The organism is Blautia sp. LMAG:36 (assembly GCF_008680535.1).
GTDB classification, from domain to species: domain Bacteria; phylum Bacillota; class Clostridia; order Lachnospirales; family Lachnospiraceae; genus Blautia_A; species Blautia_A fusiformis.
Map to the genome: position 1 here is coordinate 602,501 of NZ_NALB01000003.1, position 24,717 is coordinate 627,217.

At 44.3% G+C, this 24,717-nt stretch carries 24 protein-coding genes, 4 tRNA genes and 1 rRNA gene (1 of these 29 running past the window's edge); 19 read left to right on the forward strand and 10 right to left on the reverse strand.

The window, feature by feature from the left end; translation table 11 throughout:
- Positions 1-1,116 (forward strand): 23S ribosomal RNA (locus CCC17_RS03005); it begins 1,773 nt to the left of the window's first position.
- A gap of 466 nt (positions 1,117-1,582) precedes the next feature.
- Positions 1,583-2,194: an ECF transporter S component gene (locus CCC17_RS03010; RefSeq protein WP_129976152.1), complete on the forward strand. Its 612-nt coding sequence runs from the start codon at positions 1,583-1,585 to the stop codon at positions 2,192-2,194.
- A gap of 239 nt (positions 2,195-2,433) precedes the next feature.
- Here the strand turns inward: CCC17_RS03010 and CCC17_RS03020 are convergent, their stop codons facing one another.
- Positions 2,434-2,736, reverse strand: coding sequence for a helix-turn-helix transcriptional regulator (locus CCC17_RS03020; RefSeq protein ID WP_287082490.1), 303 nt, complete (start codon positions 2,734-2,736; stop codon positions 2,434-2,436).
- A gap of 309 nt (positions 2,737-3,045) precedes the next feature.
- On the opposite strand from CCC17_RS03020, the gene CCC17_RS03025 reads away from it, so the two are divergent.
- Positions 3,046-4,452, forward strand: a complete 1,407-nt coding sequence (locus tag CCC17_RS03025; protein ID WP_144095119.1) for an MATE family efflux transporter — start codon at positions 3,046-3,048, stop codon at positions 4,450-4,452.
- Here the strand turns inward: CCC17_RS03025 and CCC17_RS03030 are convergent.
- From CCC17_RS03030 to CCC17_RS03040, 3 genes are all read right to left on the reverse strand, one after another.
- Complete coding sequence (locus CCC17_RS03030; protein ID WP_173734578.1) at positions 4,434-5,576, reverse strand: RluA family pseudouridine synthase; 1,143 nt, start codon at positions 5,574-5,576, stop codon at positions 4,434-4,436. The two genes, CCC17_RS03025 and CCC17_RS03030, sit on opposite strands and share 19 nt — an antisense overlap.
- Before the next feature lie 65 nt (positions 5,577-5,641).
- Entirely contained in the window at positions 5,642-6,262 is a 621-nt protein-coding gene (locus CCC17_RS03035; RefSeq protein WP_173734577.1) for a response regulator, read from the reverse strand.
- A gap of 133 nt (positions 6,263-6,395) precedes the next feature.
- A complete protein-coding gene (locus CCC17_RS03040) occupies positions 6,396-7,577 on the reverse strand; it encodes a sensor histidine kinase (RefSeq protein ID WP_173734576.1) in 1,182 nt (393 codons plus the stop codon).
- Between the two features lie 346 nt (positions 7,578-7,923).
- On the opposite strand from CCC17_RS03040, the gene CCC17_RS03045 reads away from it, so the two are divergent.
- From CCC17_RS03045 to CCC17_RS03075, 8 genes are all read left to right on the forward strand, one after another.
- Positions 7,924-8,853, forward strand: a complete 930-nt coding sequence (locus tag CCC17_RS03045; RefSeq protein ID WP_059086850.1) for an ABC transporter ATP-binding protein — start codon at positions 7,924-7,926, stop codon at positions 8,851-8,853.
- A gap of 12 nt (positions 8,854-8,865) precedes the next feature.
- Positions 8,866-9,990, forward strand: coding sequence for an ABC transporter permease (locus tag CCC17_RS03050; RefSeq protein WP_147603481.1), 1,125 nt, complete (start codon positions 8,866-8,868; stop codon positions 9,988-9,990).
- Entirely contained in the window at positions 9,977-11,122 is a 1,146-nt protein-coding gene (locus CCC17_RS03055; protein WP_287082491.1) for an ABC transporter permease, read from the forward strand. Before CCC17_RS03050 ends, CCC17_RS03055 begins: the two co-directional genes overlap by 14 nt.
- Before the next feature lie 71 nt (positions 11,123-11,193).
- On the forward strand, positions 11,194-12,165 hold the full coding sequence (locus CCC17_RS03060) for a D-2-hydroxyacid dehydrogenase (RefSeq protein WP_278604092.1): 972 nt from the start codon (positions 11,194-11,196) through the stop codon (positions 12,163-12,165).
- A 29-nt stretch (positions 12,166-12,194) separates the two neighbouring features.
- Complete coding sequence (locus CCC17_RS03065) at positions 12,195-12,794, forward strand: NUDIX hydrolase (RefSeq protein ID WP_287082492.1); 600 nt, start codon at positions 12,195-12,197, stop codon at positions 12,792-12,794.
- Between the two features lie 48 nt (positions 12,795-12,842).
- On the forward strand, positions 12,843-13,037 hold the full coding sequence (locus tag CCC17_RS15160; protein ID WP_442859762.1) for a PF20097 family protein: 195 nt from the start codon (positions 12,843-12,845) through the stop codon (positions 13,035-13,037).
- A gap of 153 nt (positions 13,038-13,190) precedes the next feature.
- The gene (udp, locus tag CCC17_RS03070; RefSeq protein WP_059085420.1) at positions 13,191-13,982 is read left to right on the forward strand and encodes a uridine phosphorylase; all 792 of its coding nucleotides are present in this window, start codon (positions 13,191-13,193) and stop codon (positions 13,980-13,982) included.
- A gap of 36 nt (positions 13,983-14,018) precedes the next feature.
- The gene (locus CCC17_RS03075; RefSeq protein WP_015524321.1) at positions 14,019-14,447 is read left to right on the forward strand and encodes a cytidine deaminase; all 429 of its coding nucleotides are present in this window, start codon (positions 14,019-14,021) and stop codon (positions 14,445-14,447) included.
- Positions 14,448-14,619: 172 nt separating this feature from the next.
- Here CCC17_RS03075 and CCC17_RS03080 read toward each other — a convergent pair.
- Positions 14,620-14,690: transfer RNA gene (locus CCC17_RS03080), tRNA-Trp, on the reverse strand.
- Positions 14,691-14,818: 128 nt separating this feature from the next.
- Positions 14,819-14,906, reverse strand: a tRNA-Ser gene (locus CCC17_RS03085).
- Between the two features lie 156 nt (positions 14,907-15,062).
- Here CCC17_RS03085 and epsC point away from each other — a divergent pair.
- The 3 genes from epsC to CCC17_RS03100 all read left to right on the forward strand — a co-directional run bounded on the left by epsC (position 15,063) and on the right by CCC17_RS03100 (position 16,255).
- Complete coding sequence (gene epsC, locus CCC17_RS03090) at positions 15,063-15,983, forward strand: serine O-acetyltransferase EpsC (RefSeq protein ID WP_015524322.1); 921 nt, start codon at positions 15,063-15,065, stop codon at positions 15,981-15,983.
- A gap of 125 nt (positions 15,984-16,108) precedes the next feature.
- Positions 16,109-16,179, forward strand: a tRNA-Gly gene (locus CCC17_RS03095).
- A gap of 3 nt (positions 16,180-16,182) precedes the next feature.
- Positions 16,183-16,255, forward strand: a tRNA-Gly gene (locus CCC17_RS03100).
- A gap of 105 nt (positions 16,256-16,360) precedes the next feature.
- On the opposite strand, the gene CCC17_RS03105 is transcribed toward CCC17_RS03100, so the two are convergent.
- Together CCC17_RS03105 and CCC17_RS03110 are read right to left on the reverse strand one after the other, a co-directional pair.
- Positions 16,361-16,576 (reverse strand): DUF378 domain-containing protein, encoded by a 216-nt coding sequence (locus CCC17_RS03105; protein ID WP_015524323.1) that lies wholly within the window; start codon positions 16,574-16,576, stop codon positions 16,361-16,363.
- Positions 16,577-16,787: 211 nt separating this feature from the next.
- Positions 16,788-17,951: a DUF5067 domain-containing protein gene (locus CCC17_RS03110; RefSeq protein ID WP_244095926.1), complete on the reverse strand. Its 1,164-nt coding sequence runs from the start codon at positions 17,949-17,951 to the stop codon at positions 16,788-16,790.
- Between the two features lie 240 nt (positions 17,952-18,191).
- Between CCC17_RS03110 and CCC17_RS03115 the strand changes: the two genes are divergently transcribed.
- The 3 genes from CCC17_RS03115 (at position 18,192) to CCC17_RS03125 (ending at position 21,238) form a co-directional block, all read left to right on the forward strand.
- On the forward strand, positions 18,192-19,130 hold the full coding sequence (locus CCC17_RS03115) for an alpha/beta fold hydrolase (RefSeq protein WP_022426630.1): 939 nt from the start codon (positions 18,192-18,194) through the stop codon (positions 19,128-19,130).
- Between the two features lie 97 nt (positions 19,131-19,227).
- The gene (gene malQ / locus CCC17_RS03120; protein WP_118609046.1) at positions 19,228-20,772 is read left to right on the forward strand and encodes a 4-alpha-glucanotransferase; all 1,545 of its coding nucleotides are present in this window, start codon (positions 19,228-19,230) and stop codon (positions 20,770-20,772) included.
- Positions 20,773-20,809: 37 nt separating this feature from the next.
- A complete protein-coding gene (locus tag CCC17_RS03125; protein WP_092071388.1) occupies positions 20,810-21,238 on the forward strand; it encodes a hypothetical protein in 429 nt (142 codons plus the stop codon).
- Between the two features lie 129 nt (positions 21,239-21,367).
- On the opposite strand, the gene CCC17_RS03130 is transcribed toward CCC17_RS03125, so the two are convergent.
- Positions 21,368-21,898, reverse strand: a complete 531-nt coding sequence (locus tag CCC17_RS03130; RefSeq protein WP_022426633.1) for a VanZ family protein — start codon at positions 21,896-21,898, stop codon at positions 21,368-21,370.
- Between the two features lie 224 nt (positions 21,899-22,122).
- Here CCC17_RS03130 and thyA point away from each other — a divergent pair, with 224 nt between their 5' ends.
- Positions 22,123-22,971, forward strand: a complete 849-nt coding sequence (thyA, locus tag CCC17_RS03135; protein WP_092071400.1) for a thymidylate synthase — start codon at positions 22,123-22,125, stop codon at positions 22,969-22,971.
- Between the two features lie 23 nt (positions 22,972-22,994).
- Positions 22,995-23,489, forward strand: a complete 495-nt coding sequence (locus tag CCC17_RS03140) for a dihydrofolate reductase (protein ID WP_015524334.1) — start codon at positions 22,995-22,997, stop codon at positions 23,487-23,489.
- Positions 23,490-23,635: 146 nt separating this feature from the next.
- Here the strand turns inward: CCC17_RS03140 and CCC17_RS03145 are convergent, their stop codons facing one another.
- Positions 23,636-24,661: a branched-chain amino acid aminotransferase gene (locus CCC17_RS03145; protein ID WP_118609044.1), complete on the reverse strand. Its 1,026-nt coding sequence runs from the start codon at positions 24,659-24,661 to the stop codon at positions 23,636-23,638.
- Between the last annotated feature and the right edge of the window lie 56 nt (positions 24,662-24,717).

Consider the following 24,717-nt stretch of genomic DNA (forward strand, 5'->3'; position numbering starts at 1 on the left):
AAAACACAGGTCTATGCGAAACCGAAAGGTGAGGTATATGGGCTGACGCCTGCCCGGTGCTGGAAGGTTAAGAGGAGAGGTTAGCAGCAATGCGAAGCTTTGAATTTAAGCCCCAGTAAACGGCGGCCGTAACTATAACGGTCCTAAGGTAGCGAAATTCCTTGTCGGGTAAGTTCCGACCCGCACGAAAGGCGTAATGATTTGAGCGCTGTCTCGGCAATACATCCGGTGAAATTGAAGTGCCAGTGAAGATGCTGGCTACCCGCGCCAGGACGGAAAGACCCCATGGAGCTTTACTCCAGTTTGGCACTGGGGTCCGGTGTTGCATGTACAGGATAGGTGGGAGGCTGAGAAACGGTAACGTCAGTTGCCGCGGAGCCGCTGTTGGGATACCACCCTTGTGATATTGGGCTTCTAACCAGCCGCCGTGAACCGGCGGTGGGACAATGCCAGGCGGGGAGTTTGACTGGGGCGGTCGCCTCCGAAAGGGTATCGGAGGCGCCCAAAGGTTCCCTCAGAATGGACGGAAACCATTCGAAGAGTGCAAAGGCAGAAGGGAGCTTGACTGCGACACCGACGGGTGGAGCAGGTACGAAAGTAGGGCTTAGTGATCCGGTGGTATTAAGTGGGAATGCCATCGCTCAACGGATAAAAGCTACCCTGGGGATAACAGGCTTATCACTCCCAAGAGTTCACATCGACGGAGTGGTTTGGCACCTCGATGTCGGCTCATCGCATCCTGGGGCTGTAGTAGGTCCCAAGGGTTGGGCTGTTCGCCCATTAAAGCGGTACGCGAGCTGGGTTCAGAACGTCGTGAGACAGTTCGGTCCCTATCCGGCGTGGGCGCAGGATATCTGAGAGGAGCTGTCCTTAGTACGAGAGGACCGGGATGGACGGACCGCTGGTGGACCGGTTGGCTTGCCAAAGCCATGGCCGGGTAGCCAAGTCCGGAAGGGATAAACGCTGAAGGCATCTAAGCGTGAAGCCCCCCTCAAGATGAGATATCCCATTCTTATGAAGTAAACCCCCTTGAAGACGACGAGGTAGATAGGGCAGAGGTGGAAGTGTGGTAACACATGGAGCTGACTGTTACTAATCGGGTGAGGGCTTGACCAACCAGCCGAGGAAGCGGGCAGGATGTAACAGAAATGGGGCGGAACAAGCTTGCTTGTGGAGAATCATTTATGGTACAGACTGGACATTTGCGAAGCAAATGACATCGAGCAACGGAGTTGCGAGATGACCCCCGCTGGAGTAGCCTACAAAACAGGCGATGCAGCTTTAGCTGCGAGCCCGTGAAAAAAGGCGAATCGGTACGCAGGTTAAAATTGATTCAACAAACGATTAATGATTATCAACAAAACATGTATGTAGTTTTGAATATACAATCATGAAAGAGTGGCTTAAACAGCCACTTTTTTATTACCCATAAAAACTGTCCCCTAAAAAAACATAAAAATTGCCCCTTGTAATATACCCAAACAAGCGGTACTATAACATCCAAGTTATTACATTCCTACATTAATACAATCATACATTAAAGTAATAACAAAGGTAATAACGAAACGAGAGGGGAATCATTATGAACACACAGAACAACACAGTAGTTAAACTTGCAGAAACTGCGTTATTAGCAGCTTTATGTTATGTATCCTTCACATTTCTGCAGATTAAGATCCCGGTGCCGGGCGGAGACGCAACATCCATTCATATCGGAAATGCTTTCTGCGTACTTGCAGCACTGCTTCTGGGTGGCGTATATGGCGGACTTGCCGGAGCTATCGGAATGGGAATTGCAGATATCATGGACCCTGTTTATATCACAGGCGCACCGAAAACCTTTGTACTGAAATTCTGTATCGGTCTGATCGTAGGTCTTGTGGCACACAAGGTTGCAAAGATCAATGAGAGTACAGATAAAAAATATGTTTTCAAATGGAGTGTGATCGCATCTGTCGCAGGACTTGCATTTAACGTAATTGCAGATCCTATCGTAGGATATTTCTACAAACAGTACATTTTGGGACAGCCACAGGAACTGGCACAGGCACTTGCAAAAATGAGTGCGGCGGCAACCTTTATCAATGCAGTTGTATCTGTAATTTTGGTAGCGATCATCTATAATGCAGTACGTCCGGTACTGATCAAAAGTCATCTGATCACAGTTACCAACAACAAAAATCAGGTTGCGTAAAACGACATACTAAAAAAATAATAAAAAACAAGAAATAACACAAGACAGCGAAATGGAAGTTAAAATTCATTTCGCTGTTTTTTTATGCGTGTATAGGATCATTTTTTATATGGTTATCCTCACATAGAAAACAAATTTCGGAACAACCAAGATCTGTTTTGACGTATCCATGGCAGTGATTGCTGCGGTACTTTCCTTCGTATTTGCGGGAAGACTGGATGGTGTAAGAGAAGGTACTGTTATTTCCGCATATTCTCCCGCATCTTCGTAGGTGTGCACCCGAAGTGCTCCTGGAACATCCGTCGAAACAGCTTATAATTGGTGAACCCATGGCATTCTAGGATCACATGCACGGGGTCTTTCGTATTGATCAGATTTTTGTAGATAAAAGAAAGTCTGTATTCATTCTGATATTCCAGAAATGTAACCCCCATCTTTTTCTTGAAAAAACGGCAGAAATATCCAGTCTGGAGATAAGCAACACCTGCGATCTCATCCAGAGAAATAGGCCGTTTGTAATTCTCAGAAATATAATTCAGCACCAGATTCAGTCGGTCCAGATCTTTTTTCTGCCGGCTTAGATCACTTTGAAAAATTTTGACACTGAAATTGTGACACAGCTGGAACAAAAGTTCAAAGATCAGGATATTGCAGACGAGAGTCGTATGGTGGAGTAAAAAGATACAAAAAAAGCGGAGATTTATCGTTATAAAGACTATTGAAAATAAAAGAAGTTTGTAGTAAGGTAGTAGCTACAACGCTTACGAAAGGGAAGAATGTTTCAGGTGGGCAGTCTCCTTTTTGTGGAGAATTTTGGATGAAGGAAAACGAAAAACAAGGGGGAAGAATTTATGGAGAAGGTAAAAGAGAAATCTTCTTTTTTCCGAAAGTTCGTAGGAGATAAGAGGTTTTATCTGATGGTCCTGTCTATTGCAGTACCGATCATGGTACAGAACGGGATCACAAATTTTGTCAGTCTTCTGGACAATATTATGATCGGTCGTATCGGTACCGAACAGATGTCTGGAGCGGCGATCGTCAATCAGCTGATCTTTGTATATAATCTATGTATTTTCGGCGGGGTGTCCGGAGCGGGAATTTTTACAGCACAGTATTTCGGACAGAAGGATCATGAGGGTGTCCGCCAGACACTTCGTTATAAACTGTGGATGGCAGTGATTCTGACAGCGATCACCATTATACTGTTTCTGACAGCAGGGGGTTCACTGATCAGCATGTATTTAAAAGGTGACGGAACCGCACAGGAGATCAGGGATACTCTTATTTATGGGAAACAGTATTTATGGATCATGCTTCTGGGACTTCCGCCATTTATGATGGTGCAGGTCTATGCAAGTACCTTACGTGAATGCGGTGAGACCGTACTTCCAATGAAGGCCGGGATCGTGGCAGTGCTGATCAATCTGATATTTAATTATCTTCTGATCTATGGAAAATTCGGATTCCCGGAAATGGGAGTAAGAGGTGCGGCTGTTGCCACAGTGCTCTCCAGATATGTGGAAGCCTGCATTGTCTTGAGTTGGACACATAAGCATACAGAAAAGAATATTTTTGCACAGGGTCTGTATTCAACATTAAAGGTTCCGGCGAACCTGACAAAGAAGATACTTATTAAGGGAACCCCGCTGCTTCTGAATGAGACTTTATGGGCAGCCGGAGTGGCCATGCTGACACAATGTTATTCAGTCCGTGGACTGAACGTGGTTGCGGGATTAAATATTTCCAATACCATCAACAATGTATTTAATATCATATTTATCGCACTTGGAGATTCGGTAGCCATTGTTGTAGGACAGCTTCTGGGGGCAGGTAAGATGAAGGAAGCCAGAGATACGGACAACAAGATGATCGCATTCTCTGTGTTCTGCTGTACCTGCGTGGCAGCTGTGATGTTTGTAATGGCACCACTGTTTCCAAGGCTTTACAATACCAATGCTGAGGCACGTACTCTGGCGAAATATTTTATTATGCTCACAGCATTTTTCATGCCGCAGAATGCATTCTTGCATGCAACATATTTTACTTTGCGTTCCGGTGGAAAGACCATCGTTACATTTCTGTTTGACAGTGTGTTTATCTGGGTGGTAAGTGTAACGATCGCATTTACCTTAAGCCGTTTTACAGGTCTGCCTGTACTTGTGATCTACGCAATGGTCCAGGCAGCGGATATGATGAAATGTGTCATTGGATTTATCCTTGTAAAAAAAGGCGTATGGCTTCAGAATATCGTTTCATAGAATTTTTTGAAATCTTCCGGGAGGGGTGCTTCCAGGGAGATTTCTTTTTTGGCATTTTTGTCATGATGCATGGAAGCCCGGGTGTCGGAAGCAGATTCATCAATTGAAAATGGAAGTTGAAATTTAAGCTTCCATGCGTGGAGTGCAGCCCGGGAAAACGGATTCGATATGTCCGATAAACAGTACAGAGAATCACCCAGAAGAGGATGCCCGAGAGATGCCATGTGTACACGGATCTGATGGGTACGGCCGGTTTTCAGACGGAGCATTACAAGAGAAGCCGGAGCTGCTACGTCAGGGCCGGTAGATTTCAGAACAGAATAAAGGGTTTCTGCATGTTTGCTTCCGGGAAGCGTGCCATCTGTGGATACGACCATTTTCAGACGGTTATCCGGGTCAGGTGCAAGGGGAACGGAGATCCTGTGAAAAGCTCCATCTTCATCCACAGGCATGAAACCGGAAACTGCAGCCAGATAGGTTTTCTCTGAAATCCCTTCTTCACGCTGGTTCTGTAATCTGGCGGCAGCAGTCTGGTTCCTGGCAAAGAGCAGGATACCGGAGGTTTCTTTATCCAATCGTCCGATAGACCGGACTTTGGTAGGCTCTCCTTTGGAACGGAAATAGGAAGCCACCTGGTTGGAGAGACTGTCACTGTAGTGAGAACCGGAAGGGTGAGTGACAATCCCGGCAGGTTTATTTATGGCGAGGATATCCTGGTCTTCGTATATAATCGCCAACTCAGGAAGAAACTGTGACGTTGCAGACAGTGAATGATAAATGTGAGAATTGACATCAGAACCTGCAAATTCTGAAGTTGCGGAATCAGAATATGAAATTGCGTCTGCGGAGAACTGGAAATTGTGATTGGACAAATTGACAGTAAAGGATGAAGATTCCAGCTGGGTAGAATCCACATCGTCCGCTTCCAGGCATACTATGATCTGATCCCCGGGATAAGCGGTTTCCGTTACCCGGCACTGTTGTCCGTTTTTTCGGATACCACCGGGACGAAACTTCGCCTGGCTGATCTGCTTTTTTGTAAGACCTGCCTGCGTGCGAAGAAAGCGGGAGACAGGTGCCGGAACAGCTGTTTTCGGGATATAGATAGTAAGATAGCGGTTCATTGTGAGGAATCCTCCGATTCTATTAAATTAATAAATATTTACAGGAATTTGGATGCAGGAGATTTTTACTTATGCTGATAATAAAAAACAGCAACTTGAGTCCGATCCCTCAGCTGCAGTTTATCCAGAATGGAACTGAGATAATTTCGTACCGTTCCCTCACTGAGAAACAGTTCTGCGGCAATCTCCTTATTACTGTATCCGTTGGCGATCAGCCGGATGATATCCAGCTCCCGTTCGCTAATGTTTCTGGAAGCATAATCAAATCCGTCGGAAGACTGCAGGAGTTCAGGGATTTTGGATATGATCTCTGTGCCGAATACGGTCTGGCCGGAGTAAACCGCCTGAAGAGCCGGAAGAATGCTGGTATGTTCCTGCTTCAGAAGATAACCCTTTGTGCCGAGGCGGAGGGCTTTTACAATATATTCATCATCGGAAAAAGTAGTCAGAAGAAGAATTTTTGCCTCCGGAAATTCGCCCAGGATCTTTCTGGAAGCTTCCAGTCCGTCCATTCCTTTCATACGGATATCCATCAGAAGAATATCCGGAAGATACTCTCTGTACAGAGAGCAGGCTTCTTCACCATCAGAGCCGGTGGCAGTCACTTCGATATCCGGGTTTGCCTCAAGAATGGTTTTTAGTGCTCCTGCAACCAGGCAGTCGTCGTCTACGATTATAATTTTCATGTCAAAATCTCCTGTTTATGAGTTATAAAAAATAAATTTACAGATCAGAAAAAACAGACGGATCTAATATGCCGGGAAAGTACTTTGATCAAATCAGGAAGGTTTCCGGCAAAGTGAGAAATATCTGTCTGATTCAATTAGAAACAGATTTCGGGATCGTCACAAAGATCCGAAAACCGTTCTCCTGCGTAATCTGGACCGTACCGCCCAGCGCCTTTGCACGGTCACGGATATTGGACAGTCCCATACCACTGGAAATATTTTTGGCCTTATTGCTGTCTGATCCAGTTTGAATATCCGGAATTCCATTTTCCGGTGTCCCATTATCCTCAATGCACAATTGATAAAGTGCAGGATGCTCCCGCAGAAGAATATTCACAGAATCCGCATTACTATGCCGCATCACATTGGAAAGCCCTTCCTTTGTAATACTGATCAGACTGTATTTCACCTCTCTTGGAATATGCCTGGACATATCATAAGTAAGATTCACCGGGCAGAAGGTGAAATCCTTTACAAGTCTTTTTATGGCATCTTCCAGATCTATCGCATCGTCATGAAGATCATGTACACTGGAACGGATGCTGTTCATAGCACCGTTCAGGGATTCTTCCAGATTTCCAAGCAGAGGATCAAGAGAATCATTTTTGTTGATGGTTTTGCAGGCAGCAGTCATAAGGATAGAACGGGATAGTACATGTCCCACATTATCATGGATCTCTCTGGCAATTCTGTTTCGCTCGCGCAATGTAGCAGCATAAATCTCGTAATCCTGTTTTTCCAGAAGTGCCTTGTTTTTTTCAGAAAGAAGAAGCGTATGTTCCTCACTGTCATCCCGGATTTGATGAAAATCCTGGTAAAGAGCCTGATATTTTCCGGCATAGAGCCAGAGAAAAAATGAGAGAACGAAACCAAAAATCCCAAGCAGACAAAGAACTGCCGGAAATCTATTGATCTGAAAAACCAGAAATCCCCAAAGTGGAAGCGCAGCCACTGCCAGAGGAAAAAGCCCAGCAGATAAGGTCTGATACAGCAGCAGCGGGAAAAATAGAAGAAGATCCGAAAACCACAGGGAACATAATCCAAAGATCACATAGCTTCCTGCAAGAACCGGAATGATATTTCCGGCGGGTTTCAATACTGGCAAAGAATTGTGTGAACAGGATTCTGTTTTACATACCCTGCACAGATAAGTAATGCAGCAAAGGATCACCGCAAAAAGGAGGGCAAACACAAGAGCCTGATCTGCAGGCACATAAAAAAATGTTAAAGTACTGTATAAAAGCAATAGTATGGAATCTGTAAAATAACGCATAAAAAATATACCCTCCTTTCTCAGAATTACAGCATTTTCCGAAAGTCAGGCAGATAACCGGCTAAAATTATCGTATCCTGTTCCGGGAGAACCCCTTTTGCTGCACAAATTTCTGAAATCAATGTGCCTTTATTATAATATACCGGTTCCTTCCCTGCAAAGAAAAATCTATCCTTCTGAAAAAGACATGACATTTGTCATTCGCAGGTGGTGACATTCAACACTTGGAGCAGACAGAAGAAAAGGATATAATGTCATCATCGAAGAAATATGAATTTCTGCGAAAAAGACATAAAAGTCCTGCTTAACGGACTGTAAAAAAGGAGGAAAACATATGCCACAGAGTATGGTCCACATAGAAAATCTGGTAAAACGATACGGTGATCTTACCGCACTGAATCATCTGGAATTGGATATCCGGGAGGGTGAGATCTTCGGATTACTTGGCCCCAACGGATCGGGAAAGACAACGGCCATCAGCTGCCTCTTGTCACTTCTGAAATATGACAGAGGTGAAATAAAGATATTCGGAGAAGAGATGAAGCCGGACAGCTATAAGCTCAAGGAACAGATTGGGATCGTGCTTCAGAATGTAGCCGTTTTTGATGAGCTGACAGTGCAGGAAAATATCGATTATTTCTGCGGCCTTTACATACGGGACAGGAAACGGAGAAAAGAGCTGGTGGAGGATGCCATTGAATTTACAGGTCTTGAAGATTTTCGCAAAATGTACCCGAAGAAGCTTTCCGGGGGCCTTTTACGAAGATTGAACATTGCCTGCGGGATCGCCCACAAGCCAAGACTGATCATTATGGATGAGCCGACGGTAGCTGTAGACCCACAGAGCAGAAACAAGATCCTGGAAGGGATCCAGACGCTGAACCACCAGGGCTCCACCATTATCTACACATCCCATTACATGGAAGAAGTGGAGCAGATCTGTACCAGGATCGCCATCATGGATCACGGAAGAGTCATCGCTCAGGGAACAAAGGAAGAATTGAAGCAGATGATCAAAACAGGAGAGACCATTACCGTAGAAGCCATTGCCCTGGAAGAAAAAAATCTCCGGGATATCCGCACACTGGAGCATGTGTTTGATGTGCAGTATGAAAAACAGGTGCTGGTCGTGCGCTGTACCGATGCGAAGCATAACCTGATCCGTCTTCTTAATTATCTGCAAAGCCAGGATATTTCTTTTGGAAGAGTCTTTTCCGAACTGCCTACATTAAATGATGTCTTTCTGGAGATCACCGGAAAACAGCTGAGAGATTAGGAGGGATGGGAGATGTTGCATTTACTGAAATACAGTTTTCTTTCCAAGATCCGGAATTTTAACATTGTATTCTGGCCGCTTGTCTTTCCGCTTGTGCTTGGAACTTTTTTCTATTTTGCATTCGGAAATATCAATGAGGCAGATTTTCAGACGGTTCCGGTGGCAGTGGTGAAGGAAGCTTCTGCGGATACGTTTTTTATGACCTATCTGGATGAAGTGGAAAAAAGCAGTCCGGATCTTTTAAAAGCAGAAGAAATGTCGGAAAAGGAAGCGCTGGAAGCACTGCAGGATAAAAAAGTAGAAGGGATTTATTATGTGGGAAAAGAGCCTTCCCTTACAGTAGCAGGAACCGGAATAGAAGAAAGTATCCTTCAGACAGTTCTCGACAGCTGCGAAAACACCAGAACGACCATCACCAATATCATGAAAAAAAATCCGCAGATGGATATGGAAACCATGAAATCCTTGTTAAGTTCCGACAGCCTGGTAAGGGAAGTCTCCCTTGGTGGCCGGACCATTGACGGAAATGTGCAGTTCTTTTACGCACTGATCGCCATGGCCTGCCTGTATGGATGCTTTATCGGATTTGGTTCTGCGATCGGGATCCAGGCCAATATCACACCTCTGGCAGCCAGACGGTGTGTAACGCCGACCCACAAGCTGAAGCTGATCCTTACAGACCAGCTGACATCTTTTGCTCTGGGCTATGTGGACGTGATCATTCTGATCCTGTATCTCCGGTATATTCTCAATCTGGATTTTCAGGGACAGATGGGAAAAATGCTGGTGGTATCTTTTTTCGGAAGTCTTATCGGTGTATCTATGGGAATGTTTATAGGCAGCTTCGGAAAAATGCAGGAAGGCGTCAGAATCGGGCTCATGCTTGGAATCTCTATGGTAAGCAGCTTTCTTGCCGGACTGATGAACGGAAATATGAAGGATATCGTGGAAAAAAGTGTTCCGTTTGTGAACCGGATCAATCCTGCATCACTGATCTCAGATGCGTTTTACTGTATCAATGTATATGATGATATGACCAGATACTATAGAAATCTGATCACACTGGCGGTAATGTGCGTGGTGCTGGTGACGGCATCCTTTTTCATGGTCAGGAGGGAACGTTATGACAGTATTTAAAGGCTATATGAGGATCATGAAAAAAAATACAGGTCTGATCCTCCTGTATCTGGGCATTTTTTTCGGAGTGACAATGGCACTTCAGGCAGCGGCCGGTAAGGAAACTTATACCAGCTATGAAAGCGAAAAAATAAAGATCGGAGTGGTGGATAAAGACAACGGACCACTTGCAGAAGGACTGGTAAAATGGCTTGAAGGTACGCATCACGTGACCATGCTGGAGGATAACAGGGAGAAGCTTCAGGAAGAGCTTTTTTACAGAAATGTAGAGTACATCGTGGTGATTCCTGAGGATTTTTATGAGAGCTGTATGGTAAACGGCGAAAGTATTTCTGTGACCAAGGTGCCCGGATCTTATTCGGCATATTATGTGGATCAGCAGCTTGAGAGCTGTCTGAATACAATGCGGACATATCTGAAAGCCGGTTTTTCCCAGAAGGAAGCGGCAACAGCGATCCTGGATAAAAAAAGAGGAGAAGTCACTATGCTGGATACAGATGAAAACAGTGGTACGTCCGGATGGCTCTATTATTTCCGATATATTCCATATCTGTTTCTTGCATTACTTTGCTATGTGATGGGATATGTTCTGATGGCTTTCAAAAAAGACGATATACCAAAGAGAATGCAGGCATCTGCGATCTCTGCAAGACGACAGAGTCTGGAAGGGCTTCTGGCCATGTTTATCATGGGCGGGGGCTTATGGGGAATCGGTATGGCTGGAGCCATCCTTATGTATGGAAAAACATTTCTCGGTTCAGAAAATTTAGGATACTATGTACTGAACACTCTGGTAATGATGGCAGTGGCACTTTCACTTTCCTATCTGATCGGTCTTTTTGTAAAAAACAGCAATATGTTAAGCGGGATCGCAAATATCCTGTCGCTTGGAATGTGCTTTCTGTGTGGTGTGTTTGTTCCCATGAATATTATGGATAGAAACGTCCTGAAGGTGTCTCAGTTTCTTCCTGTGTACTGGTATGAAAACGTAAATGAGACTCTTGGAAGTTATAGCCACCTAACAGGTGAGGCAGCTGTATCGGTGTGGAAAGGCATTGGACTGGAAGCTATGTTTGCGGTAGTTTTTGTCTGCATGATCCTGGCAGTGACCAGGTATCAGCGGCAGAAATAACAGAAAATAATAGCAGATGGCTGTTAATTATGGTAGGATATAGCTGATAAAGATGATTTGCGGAGAAAAACATGAAAAAAATACAAGTTTTACTAAAACCACAATGCAATGCAGAAATTCAAAATCAGTTTGCAACAAAATTCGGAGATCAGTGCGAATTTACATTTCAGGGCAAAGAAACTGAGGATGCGATCGCAGCAGCAGAAGTAGTGATTGGAGAGCCAGAGGAAGAAGAAATCCTGAAAGCAGAAAATCTTCGCTGGATCCAGCTGACTTGGGCCGGTGCGGACAAATATACAAAAATGAAAGCATTCCCGACAGGAGTTACATTAACCAATGCTTCCGGCGCTTTTGGAAAGATCATATCAGAATATGTGATCGGGAATATCATTGCGCTGTACCGTGAACTTCCGAACTACTGGAAGAACAAACAGAAACACCTCTGGGTACAGAATCGATCATCAGAAACCATATATGGAAAAAACATTCTCATCCTGGGAACCGGGGATATAGGAAGAAATATTGCCCATAGAATGAAAGCGTTTGAAACGCATGTGACTGGAATAAAAAGAACTGCAGTCCCGGAGCATTTGCAGCAAATGAAAGAGTTTGATGAGGTATATGATCTGACAGCGCTGGATCAGCAGCTTCAGAAAGCGGACATTGTGATCGGCTGTCTCCCGGGAACACCGGAAACAAAAGGCCTTCTGAATTACGAACGGCTGTATTCCATGAAAAAAGATGCAATTCTGGTTAATGTAGGAAGAGGAAGCCTCATTCCAACAGAAGACCTGATCAGAGTACTGGAGGAAGGCCACTTAAAAGGAGCGGTCCTGGATGTATTTGAAACAGAACCATTGCCGGAGACATCACCTCTTTGGAATATGGAAAACGTCCTTATCACTCCACACATTGCAGGACCGAGTTTCGGTGGAAACGCTGAAGTCCAGGATATGATCTGGAACATCTGCATGGAAAATCTGGAACGATATCTGAATGGAAAAAAATTAAAAAATATTGTCCGGTTAAAGGACGGGTATTAAATAAATTTAAGAAAGAGGCAGAGCGCATAATGATAACACGCCAGAAACTGATCGATCAGATAGAAAAATACAAGCCATATAATGAGCAGGAAGAAAAAGATAAAATCCTGATCCTGGACTGGATCAGAAATAATGAGAATGCTTTTTTCAGGGAAAATGCAGTAGCCCATATGACAGCTTCTGCCTGGGTAGTAAACAGAGAACGGACGAAAGTCCTTATGGTATATCACAACATATACAATTCCTGGTCCTGGCTTGGAGGACATGCAGATGGTGAGACGGATTTACTGTCCGTTGCTGTCAGAGAAGTAAAAGAAGAGGCAGGGATTTCCAATGTTCATCCGGTGTCAGAAGAGATTTTTTCCCTGGAATCCCTGACTGTAGACGGCCATGTGAAAAAAGGAAAATATGTATCCAGCCATCTGCACTTTAACCTAACATATCTCCTTGAGGCAGATTCAGAAGAGGCTGTTTCCATAAAAGCAGATGAAAACAGCGGTGTAGCCTGGTTTTCACCGGAAGAAGCATTGATGAGATCAACAGAACCGTGGTTTGTGGAACATGTTTATATTAAGCTTTTGAAGAAAATGAATCTATGTTATAATGGGATAAAGACAAAAGAGGTTTGACATTGACTGAGTAAATACGAAAAGCCGGAGGAGGCATAGAAAAATAAGATGAAATGTCCATATTGCGGAGGCGAAATGTGTGAAGGCCAGATCCATTCCTTCAATTCAGGAATAGAATGGAGGAGCAGAGGTGAATCTATGCGATTAAACACCGAAAAAGGTCTGTCGAAAATGCTATATGGTGATCGGATCGGGGCTTATCGCTGCGAGCATTGTAAGAAGATCCTTATATCTTATGAATGATCTTCTTATTGTAATGCAGGATATAGTTTTGCAGGGATCGACGGGAAGCAAGGTTAAAATAAAAGAATAAAGGACTGGATTGTATGAAAATGCAGTCTTTTTTTTATTCATAAGGAACAGGGAAACTGTTAGCTGAGAAAGGGGGAAACAAACATGAAAAATTATTCAGAGGATGCGGACAGACAGTATCACATTCAGGTAGCAAAAGGAGAAGTGGGACGTTACGTTATTTTACCGGGAGATCCGAAACGCTGCAAAAAGATCGCACAGTATTTTGATGATCCGGTTTTGGTAGCAGATAACCGGGAATACGTAACATACACTGGAACACTGGACGGAGTGAAGGTAAGTGTGACATCTACTGGAATCGGCGGACCGTCCGCTTCTATCGCAATGGAAGAGCTTTATCGGTGCGGGGCTGATACATTTGTACGCATCGGAACCTGCGGTGGAATGCAGCCGGAGGTAAAAAGTGGTGATATTGTTGTTGCAACGGGCGCAATCCGTATGGAGGGCACCAGCAAAGAGTATGCACCTATTGAATTCCCGGCAGTGGCAAATCTGGAAGTGATCAATGCACTTGTGGAAGGAGCAAAGAAAGAAGGATGTGAATTCCACACAGGTGTGGTACAATGCAAAGATTCCTTTTATGGCCAGCATGAGCCGGAAACCAAGCCGGTCAGCTATGAACTGATGAATAAATGGGAAGCGTGGAAACGTCTCGGCTGTCTTGCGTCGGAGATGGAATCCGCTGCTCTTTTTATAGTGGCAAGCCATTTAAAAGTACGTGTGGGCTCCTGCTTCCTGGTGCTTGCAAATCAGGAAAGAGAGAAGCTGGGTCTGGATAATCCTGTGGTACATGATACCGATAAGGCAATCCAGGTTGCAGTACAGGCGATCCGTGAACTGATCCGTGCAGATCAGGCACAGAAAAAAGAAGAATAACGTATACATGCCTGATTCAGGAAAGGTGGGAAAATTATGGAAGAAAAACAGATCAAAGAAATGATCGATCTGGCGATCAGACAGATGGACTATTCCTATGCGCCATACTCACATTTTCATGTAGGGGCGGTACTTCTTGCAAAAAACGGTACCTATTATACCGGATGTAACATAGAAAATGCTGCCTATACTCCAACAAACTGTGCGGAAAGAACTGCTTTTTTCAAAGCGGTCAGTGAAGGCATGAGAGACTTTCAGGCAATCTGTATCGTTGGCGGCAAGGATGGTGTTCCTACAGAGTATGCAGCACCCTGTGGAGTATGCAGACAGGTTATGATGGAGTTCTGTGATCCGGAAACCTTTCAGATCATACTGGCAGTCAGCAGAGAAAAATATGATATCTTTACGTTAAAGGAACTGTTGCCATTTGGATTTGGACCGGATAATCTGAAGAAACTGAAGTGATAAGCGCATGTGGATACGTGCAGAGATTTTCACGATATGAATGCAGTGAGAAGTAAAATATTGAAAAGTGATCGCCCGGATGTTGATATGACAGGCCGGGCGATCACTTTTTCTGCCATACAATAAAAAACGCTGAAAATCCTTAACTAAGATTTTTCAGCGATTCTAATAGCAGGGGATGAGAGAATCGAACTCCCACCAAAGGTTTTGGAGACCCCTATCATACCATTTGACCAATCCCCTATATTAAATTGTGTTTTCATCACTGTTGCAATTATACATATAAAATATACAATTGTCAAGGGATGAGAGTGCTTTTTGTATAATAAAATATAAATAAAAATTCTTCCTGTCATAAATCGGCAGAAAAGCGGAGATGGAGGGATTTGAACCCTCGCGCCGGTTGCCCGACCTACCGCATTTCGAGTGCGGACCCTTCAGCCACTTGGGTACATCTCCGGATGCAAACCTTTATTATTATATAAGGTATCAGGAGAAAGGTCAATCTTTTTTAAAACTTTTCTTTTTTGTATTATTGACGAATCTTCCAGACTATAATATGATAATGAGATAAAGTGTACAGACAGAAGTGGATGTGCAGAAATGGAGGGAATTATGAGCGATAAGAAATCAGCGATTCTCAGAGTGGCGAAGGGTCTTACTGAGAATTATGCTTCAGAAGAACTTTTTATGCCGAAGAGCGGTAGACGTCTGCCGAACCGTTCGGTGATCATTGATATAGTAAGAGATCTGAAATCTATTGTATTTCCGGGATATTTCAGTACGGATACCAGTGCTACCGTATTTCCGGAGTATTATGTGGGACACAGACTGAATGATCTTTATGACAGATTGAAGAATCAGATCGAGATCGCACTTCTTTATCACGGAGAGGAACCGGAAGAAGCAGCAGCTCATGCAGACAGAACTGCCTGTGGATTTTTTGAGCAGCTTCCTGAGATCCAGAGACTGCTTCTGACAGATGTACAGGCTGGTTTTGATGGTGACCCCGCAGCCAAGAGCAAGGAAGAGATCATTTTTTCATATCCGGGATTATTTGCTATCTACGTGTATCGTCTGGCACATGTTCTTTATAAAGAAGAGATCCCATTTATCCCGCGCGTGATGTCGGAATATGCTCATGGCCGTACAGGAATCGATATCAACCCGGGAGCGACCATCGGAGAGTATTTCTTTATCGATCATGGTACCGGTGTGGTTGTAGGTGAGACTACAGAGATCGGAAATAATGTAAAACTGTATCAGGGAGTGACACTGGGAGCGCTTTCCACAAGAAAGGGACAGCAGCTTGCCAATGTAAAACGTCATCCGACGATCCGTGATAATGTAACGATCTATTCTAATTCCACAGTGCTCGGTGGTGAGACGGTTGTAGGAGAGAATACGATTATAGGTGGTAATACCTTTATCACAGAATCCATTCCTGCAAATACCAAGGTCAGTGCCAAAAGTCCGGAGCTTGTGATCAAGAAACCGAAGGCCCAGGTTTCTGCCACAAATGTATGGGAGTATTGATAAAAAATCCAATAAATAAAAAAATTAAAAAAAATAAAAAAACCTGTTGACAAATAAAACAGCATGCTATATACTAATCATCGTTGCAGCGGTCAAGCGATCGGTAATCACCGAAGCGACGATGCGCGGGTGTAGTTCAATGGTAGAACACCAGCCTTCCAAGCTGGATACGTGGGTTCGATTCCCATCACCCGCTTATGCGATAGTGGCGTAGTTGGTAACGCGCGACCTTGCCAAGGTCGAGACCGCGGGTTCGAGCCCCGTCTATCGCTCTTCGGAACTCTGAGGATGATCAGAGTTCTTTTTTATTGCGAAAAAATCCTCTGCTTTATTTTTATGCAGCAGAGGATTTTTCGCGTTATGTGTTACTGCGTAGCTTATTCAGTTGTTTCACCCTGATCGATCAGAGTATAGAAGGTCAGAAGATAAAGCCCGCATAAGCCTACAAGTCCGTAGATGATCCGGGAGAGCCAGCTCATGCTTCCGAACAGGAATGCTACCAGATTAAAATTAAAGAAGCCGATCAGACCCCAGTTTATGGCACCGACCACAGCAATGGTCAGGGTGAAGTACTGCAGACATTTATTTGACATAAGTCACCATCCTTTCGTTATACAGGAAATAGTTTTTCATGGAATCGAAAAAATATACACAGGAATGAGAAAAAGAAAAACGGAAATTTCTGCCAGCCATGAAAAAATCATGAAGGAGAAATTTCCGTTTTCTTTTCATATGCAAGATAAAATGTAAATTTCCGGTTTATCGAATTTGGATCGTAAATATCCGCCAGGCGATTCCGATATCTTACTTCAGCTTCAGAATCTGAGAGGTTGTCTGTCCGCCGCTTACATTCAGAGTTTCTTTGCCCTGAAGCGTTACATCACTGGTAGTATCCTTCAGAAGAAATACCTGGCATACAGTGACGGTTTTTCCGGGATCAATGGTGCTCATGTAGTTATCTACAGCATCATCGCTGGCTTCCGGATAAGTTCCTTCCAGAACTTCTCCGTTCTGGGAAGCCTGCAGGGTGAAGTCTACAAATGCACTGGACTGGGAATCGCCGGAGTTTGTATAGTCGTAGTAGATCATCAGACAGGGATTTCCGCCGTAGTCCTTGGAAATCGCAAACTGTTTGAAACGGACGGAGAATTTGTCAGTTGTAATATCAATGGATGCACTTGTGCCCTCAGCAGAGGCCGTGCTGCCTGGGGTGGAAGAATCCTCTGCAGCGGCAGAACTGCTATCTGTGCTGTCATCCGTAAGCTGGGATGATATTTCGTCTTTTACGCTTTTGAAGTTTGCGCACATAACCTTGACTGTGGTGTCATCCAGAGAAACGATCTTCCAGTCGCTGCCGATTTTGATCAGAGGATAGGTAATATCGATCTCACTGTATTTCTCATCAGCTGTGGAAGCATTTTCGGCAAGAAGTGCAGCGAGCATTTCCTGGATATCATCCTGTGTCATTTCCTTTCCGGCATAGGCTGCGACAGCAACCTTACGGGTGTATTCCTGAATAGTTGCTGCATAGATATTGGTTCCGTCAATATATTTCATGTGAACCGTTATCCTGGCAGTTCCGTTCTGGATGTCAAATTTGTTTTTGGTGATCTTGTAGGTCATTTTTTTGTTGACGGTAGTGAAGAAATCTGTGTAAGCAGAATCACGGATATCTGCATCATCCAGAGCGCTGAGATCATGACTCTGGAGAAGGTTCTCCATTGTGGTAAAATCCATGTTCTGCATTCCTGTGAGAAATTTTTCTGTGGCTTCTACCGGTTTATGGCGCTGCATCATATACCAGGCGGTTCCGCCGGCTGCGGCAGCGATCAGAAGGATGATCAGACAGATCACGAGAGGCTTTTTGCTTTTTTTCTTTCTGTGGGGAGTGTCGCCTTCAAAATCATTGGAGATCAATGATCTGGAGAGCTCATCGTCATAAAAATCATTATTGTCTTCTGTATTCATTATTCCTCCTTACAATAAGTCATTCTGGTTTTCGGGTGGGTAAGTCAGAGGATATCTGTTTGCATTTGCGGGCAAACAGCATCACCCTGTGTTACCGTAACGATTATATCATAGGTTTACTGTTTGAGAAACCCCCTGTGTTATGATATACTGGAAGACACAGAAAAAGTGGTTGAGTACAGGTGACAAAGCGGAATGCGAATGCCCGCTTTATGCAGCAGAAAAGGTGAGGTGAAATATATGTTACGGACAATTCAGTATTCATTTCCTTCAAAAGCAGACGGATTGGAAATTTCCTGCCTGGCAGTAGTGCCGGAGTTGGAACGTAATGAGAAATACCGTGGGATCATACAGATCGTTCACGGAATGAGTGAGTACAAGGAACGCTACATTCCTTTTATGGAATATATGGCAGAGCGAAAATATATAAGTGTGATCCATGATCACCGTGGCCATGGGAAAAGCGTACGCAGTAAAGAGGATCTTGGGTATATGTACGGTGGTGGGGCGGATGCCATGCTGCAGGATATCCATACGGTGAACTGCTTGATCAAGGATCATTTCCCAGGTATTCCGCTGATCCTTTTCGGACACAGCATGGGCTCTCTGGCAGTTCGTGCCTATGCAGCTCATCATGACAGCTGTATGGATATGCTGATCGTCTGCGGCTCACCCAGCTATAATGTATTTCGTCCGGTCGGAGTAGCTCTGGCAAAAGCGGGAAAGACTGTTTTCGGGCCTAAACACAGTGCGGGTCTGATCGAGATGATGTCTTTTGGAAGCTATGCAATGCACTTTAAAAAAGAAAAAAACCGTTTTTCCTGGATCTGCTCTGATCCGCAGGTTGTGCAGGATTATTCGGATTCAGAATACTGTGGATTTACCTTTACGGATGATGCATATCTGGCACTTTTTGACCTGATGAAAAGAGCCTATGATGTGAAGCACTGGAAGTGTACAAAGCCGGAAATGCCGGTGCTGTTTATTAGTGGGGCGGAGGATCCCTGCATGGGAAATGTGAGACAGTTTGCGAAGTCTGTCCGTGCCATGCGTTGTGCAGGATACCGGGATGTCCGGGGAAAATTATATCCGGGAATGCGCCACGAGATCCTGAATGAGAAAGACAGGGAAAAGGTTTATCATGATATATTTACATATATCTGCAAAAAAGGACTTTGAACGCTCTGTGACAGAGTGATATAATAAAAATCTGAGTGCTCCTGCAGACATCTGTGAGAGGGCGCAACTACTGAGAAAACAGGAGGATTCGTAAATTATGAGAGCAAGTGGGATTTTACTTCCAGTGTCCAGTCTGCCATCGAAATATGGGATCGGATGCTTTTCTGAGGAAGCATATGAGTTTGTAGACCAGCTGGCAAGAGCAGGACAGAAATACTGGCAGATTCTTCCTCTCGGACCTACCGGATATGGAGATTCACCATACCAGTCTTTTTCTACCTTTGCGGGAAATCCGTATTTTATTGATCTGGAGGCTTTTGTAAAAGAGGGATATCTGGATAAAAGTGATTGCGAGGACTGTGACTGGGGTACAAACGAGAGCTATGTGGATTATGAGAAGATTTATAATTCCAGATTTCGGCTTTTGAGAAAAGCCTTTGAAAATTATGACTGTGAGACAGACCAGGAGTACCGTAAGTTTGTAAAAGAAAATGCTGCCTGGCTGGAAGATTACAGCCTGTATATGGCAATCAAGGACAGCCTGAATGGGATCAGCTGGATCGAATGGCCTACGGAACTTAAAAACAGAGAAAAAGCTGCATTGGCTGAAGAAAGAGAGAAGCTTGCAAAAGAAGTGGGATTTTACTGTTTCCAGCAGTTCTGCTTTTTTAAACAGTGGACAGCACTGAAAGCTTATGCAAATGCTAAGGGAGTGGAGATGATCGGAGACATCCCGATCTACGTTGCGTTTGACAGTGCGGATGCCTGGGCACAGCCGGAATTGTTCCAGTTTGATAAGGAAAATATTCCGATCGGCGTTGCCGGATGTCCGCCGGATGCTTTTTCCGCCACAGGGCAGCTCTGGGGAAATCCGCTTTATGACTGGGAATATCACAAGAAAACAGGCTATGCATGGTGGACACGCCGAATGGCAAATTGTATGAAGCTTTATGATGTGGTAAGGATCGACCATTTCAGAGGCTTTGATGAGTATTATTCCATTCCGTACGGAGATAAAACTGCCCAGTTCGGTCACTGGGAAAAGGGACCGGGAATGGATCTGTTCCGTGCGCTTGAAAAGAATCTTGGAAAGCTGGATGTGATCGCAGAGGATCTTGGTCTCCTTACAGACAGTGTGATCGAGATGGTGGAAGAATCCGGATTCCCGGGAATGAAGGTATTGCAGTTTGCTTTTGACGAGAATGAGGACAGTCCGTATCTGACGCACAGATATGAAAGGAATTGCATTGTTTACACAGGTACTCATGACAATGAGACAACAAGAGGATGGTTCCGCAATCTGAGCCAGCATGACCGAAATTTTGCCAGGGCCTATATTGGCTGTGAGGGCAAGCATGAGACTGCGGCAGTGTGGAGCATGATACGTGCGGCGATGTCCAGTGTTGCAGATCGCTGTGTGATCCCGGTACAGGATTATCTCTGCCTTGGAAATGAGGCAAGGATCAATGAACCGTCAACTCTTGGTGACAACTGGAAGTGGCGTATGAAAAAAGGCCAGCTCAATGAAACAATTATTCAGAAGATTTATAAAATGACAAAGCTTTATGGAAGACTTGTAAAAGAAGAAACGGAAGAGAAGGAAAAAACAGAAGCTGACAGGGAAAAGATATCTGACAAATAGAGAAATATAAGGATATCAGAAAGGACAGAAATACATCATGGAAGAACAGAAAAGAGAAAATAAGGAAGAGCTGCAGCAGGAAACTGCTGAGGAAAAGAATTCCGGACAGGGAAATTCTTCCACAAGAAGCAGTCTTCTGTGGATCTTTGCAGGAGGCTATCTTGTGTATACAGGATATCGTCTCTGCGCCAGTGTCATAAGCGGAGCAGAAGACTCCGGTGTGGTATTTCTGGCAGCGGGAGGTATTTTTGTTGTGATCGGAGCAGTGCTTTTGATCATGGCGATCCGTAATCTTGCAAAGGCTGGCGCACAGAAACATGAGCTGGAAGAAGCTGCTGCGAAAAAAGCGGCAGAGGAAGCTTCTCAAAATCCGGAAACCGTGGCAAAGAAAAAAATGTCAATTGCGGAGCGGGCGCATCTTGCGGAAAATCTGGATGACGCACCGGAGGAGAAAGACGAAAAATAAAACTGGATGCAGGTGAGAGTAAAATGCCTGCTGAGATATGACGATTAGTAATAGCAAAAACGGAACATCATAAGGCCCAAAAATCCTTATGTATGTTCCGTTTTTTAGATCAGGCAGATCGCAAAACAGTTATCTGCGTCTTTGCGCGTTTCTGCGTTTTTTTCGAGATTTTTTTCTGTTGGGGGTATGTAAGGTAGACCAGCAGAATGCCTGTACCAGCAAAATTCCGATCATTGCTCCGCAACTGTCGATCCCTACATCCCTTACGGAAGGTCCGCGGGCCTCTACAAAAGACTGATGGTATTCATCCAGTCCAGCAAATCCCACACATACAAATCCGGCAAGGAGCATCAGCCAGATTCCCCGAACTCCGTATACATAGAGGGGGAAGGAAATAGATATGGCCAACAGGCAGTATTCTGTCATGTGAGCAGCCTTACGGACATAAAATTCGATACCTGCAGCTTCCTGGGAAAGCTGTTCCAGGCTTTTGCCGGAAGCTAATATTTCGTTTTTGGTTTCTACGATCTGGTAGCTGATCTTATAGCTCAGGGCACCGGAAACATCTCCGGTCTGTGCGGAAAAAGAGTAGATCACGCACATCATCAGGATCGCAGGTGCAAAAGAAAAAGGTTTTAATAATGTAATCAGTATTTTCATGGCTCTTAATATAGCACTCCCGCATGGAAAAGTCCAGAAAAATACAGAAAAAGAACAGGGAAAAGGAAAAACAGGGAGAGAAGGTTAAATGGGATAGGAGGTTAAAGGGGAAGTGGACAGTAAGGACTGAAATGTGTTAGAATATAAAATAAATTTCAGGGGCATTTTTAAGAAAAAAGCAGCCCGGGATCGAATAGAAGAAAATTACAGGAGGAAATCAACAAATGAGTCTTGCAGATAATATATTCATTGACATGTGCAAAGATGTCATAGAAAACGGAACCAGCACAGAAGGTGAGAAGGTACGTCCTGTGTGGGAGGATGGAACTCCGGCTTATACCATCAAGAGATTTGGTGTTGTGAACCGTTATGATCTCCGGAAGGAGTTTCCGGCACTGACTTTAAGAAAAACAGCGTTAAAGAGTGCAATGGATGAGATTCTATGGATCTGGCAGCAGAAATCCAATAATATCCATGATCTTCACAGCCACATCTGGGACAGCTGGGCAGATGAGAAGGGCTCCATCGGAAAAGCCTACGGCTATCAGTTAGGTGTGAAGCATCAGTATAAAGAGGGAATGATGGATCAGGTAGACAGAGTTCTTTTTGATCTTAAGAACAATCCGTACAGCAGAAGGATCATGACCAATATTTATGTACATCAGGATCTCCACGAGATGAATCTTTACCCATGTGCCTATTCCATGACTTTCAATGTAACCAAGGAACCCGGAAAAGACAAGCTGGTCCTTAATGCGGTGCTGAACCAGAGATCGCAGGATATCCTGGCTGCAAACAACTGGAATGTGTGTCAGTATTCTCTTCTTCTCATGATGATCGCACAGGCCTGCGATATGGAAGCCGGAGAGCTTGTTCATGTGATCGCAGACTGCCATATTTATGATCGTCATATTCCGGTAATTAAAGAACTGATCTCCAGAAAACCGTATCCTGCACCGACAGTAAAACTGAATCCGGAGATAAAGGATTTTTATAAATTCACCACCGATGATCTGATCGTGGAGAATTATGAGACATGGCCACAGATCAAAAATATTCCCATTGCAGTATAATTGCATAAAGAAAGGAAGAAAGAATGAATATTATTGTTGCAGCAGATAAAAACTGGGGAATCGGAAGAAATAATGAACTTTTGGTAAGTATTCCGGCAGATATGAAGATGTTCCGTGAGGAAACTACAGGAAAAGTGGTTGTTATGGGAAGAAAAACACTGGAGTCTTTTCCAAACGGACTTCCTCTGAAAAACAGAACCAACATTGTGATCACCGGCAACAGGGATTATCAGGTAAAAGGTGCGGTGATCGTTCACAGCATCGAGGAAGCACTGAAGGAAGTGGAGAAATATCCGGCAGAGGATGTGTACTGTATCGGCGGAGACAGTATTTACAAACAGATGCTCCCGTACTGTGATACAGCTCATGTGACAAAAATCGATTTTGCATATGAAGCGGATGCGTATTTTCCAAACCTGGATGAGGACCCGGACTGGGAGATCACAGCGGAGAGTGAAGAACAGACATACTTTGATCTGGAATATGCGTTTGTAAAATACGAGAGAAAAGATAGGTAATGTGAGCACAGATCATAAAGCAGAATGAGAATGCCCGCTTTGTACAGAAAAACAATGAAGAAATAATAAAAAAACAGACCACCGAAAAAAATACGGCGGTCTGTTTTTTGTACTTAATGTTATGTATAATGACGAAAATCTGGTAATTACTCGATTACGTGGATCCATCCCTTCGGTGCTTCGATGCGTCCCATCTGGATACCGGTCAGTGTGTCGTACAGCTTCTGGATAACCGGTCCCATCTTCTCCATTCCGCTTGGGAAGCAGATTTCCTTGCCGTGATCATTGATCTTTCCGACAGGAGAGATAACTGCAGCAGTACCGCAAAGACCACACTCTGCAAAATCTTTAACCTCATCGAAGTAGACCTCACGCTCTTCAGCTTCCAGTCCAAGGTACTCCTTTGCAACGTAGATCAGAGAACGACGTGTGATGGAAGGAAGGATGCTGTCAGACTTCGGTGTTACAACCTTGCCGTCTTTAGTAACGAAGATGAAGTTTGCTCCGCCTGTCTCCTCAACTTTTGTACGAGTCTTGGGATCAAGGTACATGTTCTCATCAAAGCCCTGTTTGTGAGCATCTACGATAGCATGAAGGCTCATTGCGTAGTTCAGGCCAGCCTTGATGTTACCGGTTCCGCAAGGTGCGGCACGGTCATAGTCGCTGACACGGATCGTGATCGGTTTGGCGCCGCCTTTAAAGTACGGACCAACCGGTGTTGTAAGGATACGGAACTGATATTCGTCAGCCGGTTTAACACCGATCACGGCGTTGGAACCAAACATGTACGGGCGAAGATAAAGTGTTGCGCCGGAACCATATGGCGGAACCCATGCAGCATTTGCCTTAACAACCTGCTCAACAGCGTCGATAAATCTTTCCTTCGGGAATACCGGCATTTCAAGTCTTGCTGCAGATGCAGCAAGACGCTCTGCGTTCAGGTCAGGACGGAAAGTAACGATATGTCCGTCTTCTGTTGTGTATGCCTTCAGACCCTCGAATACACTCTGAGAATACTGAAGCACACCAGCACACTCATTGAGTACGATATTAGGGTCTGTGCTTAAAGTACCCTCATCCCATTTTCCATCTTTAAAATTAGACACGTATCTGTAGTCGGTTGGCATGTAAGCGAATCCGATGCTGGACCAGTCGATGTTCTTTTTTTCCATAACGATTCCTCCGTTTACAATTTTTACTTTTTACCATTGTAAAACTTTTACGTGAT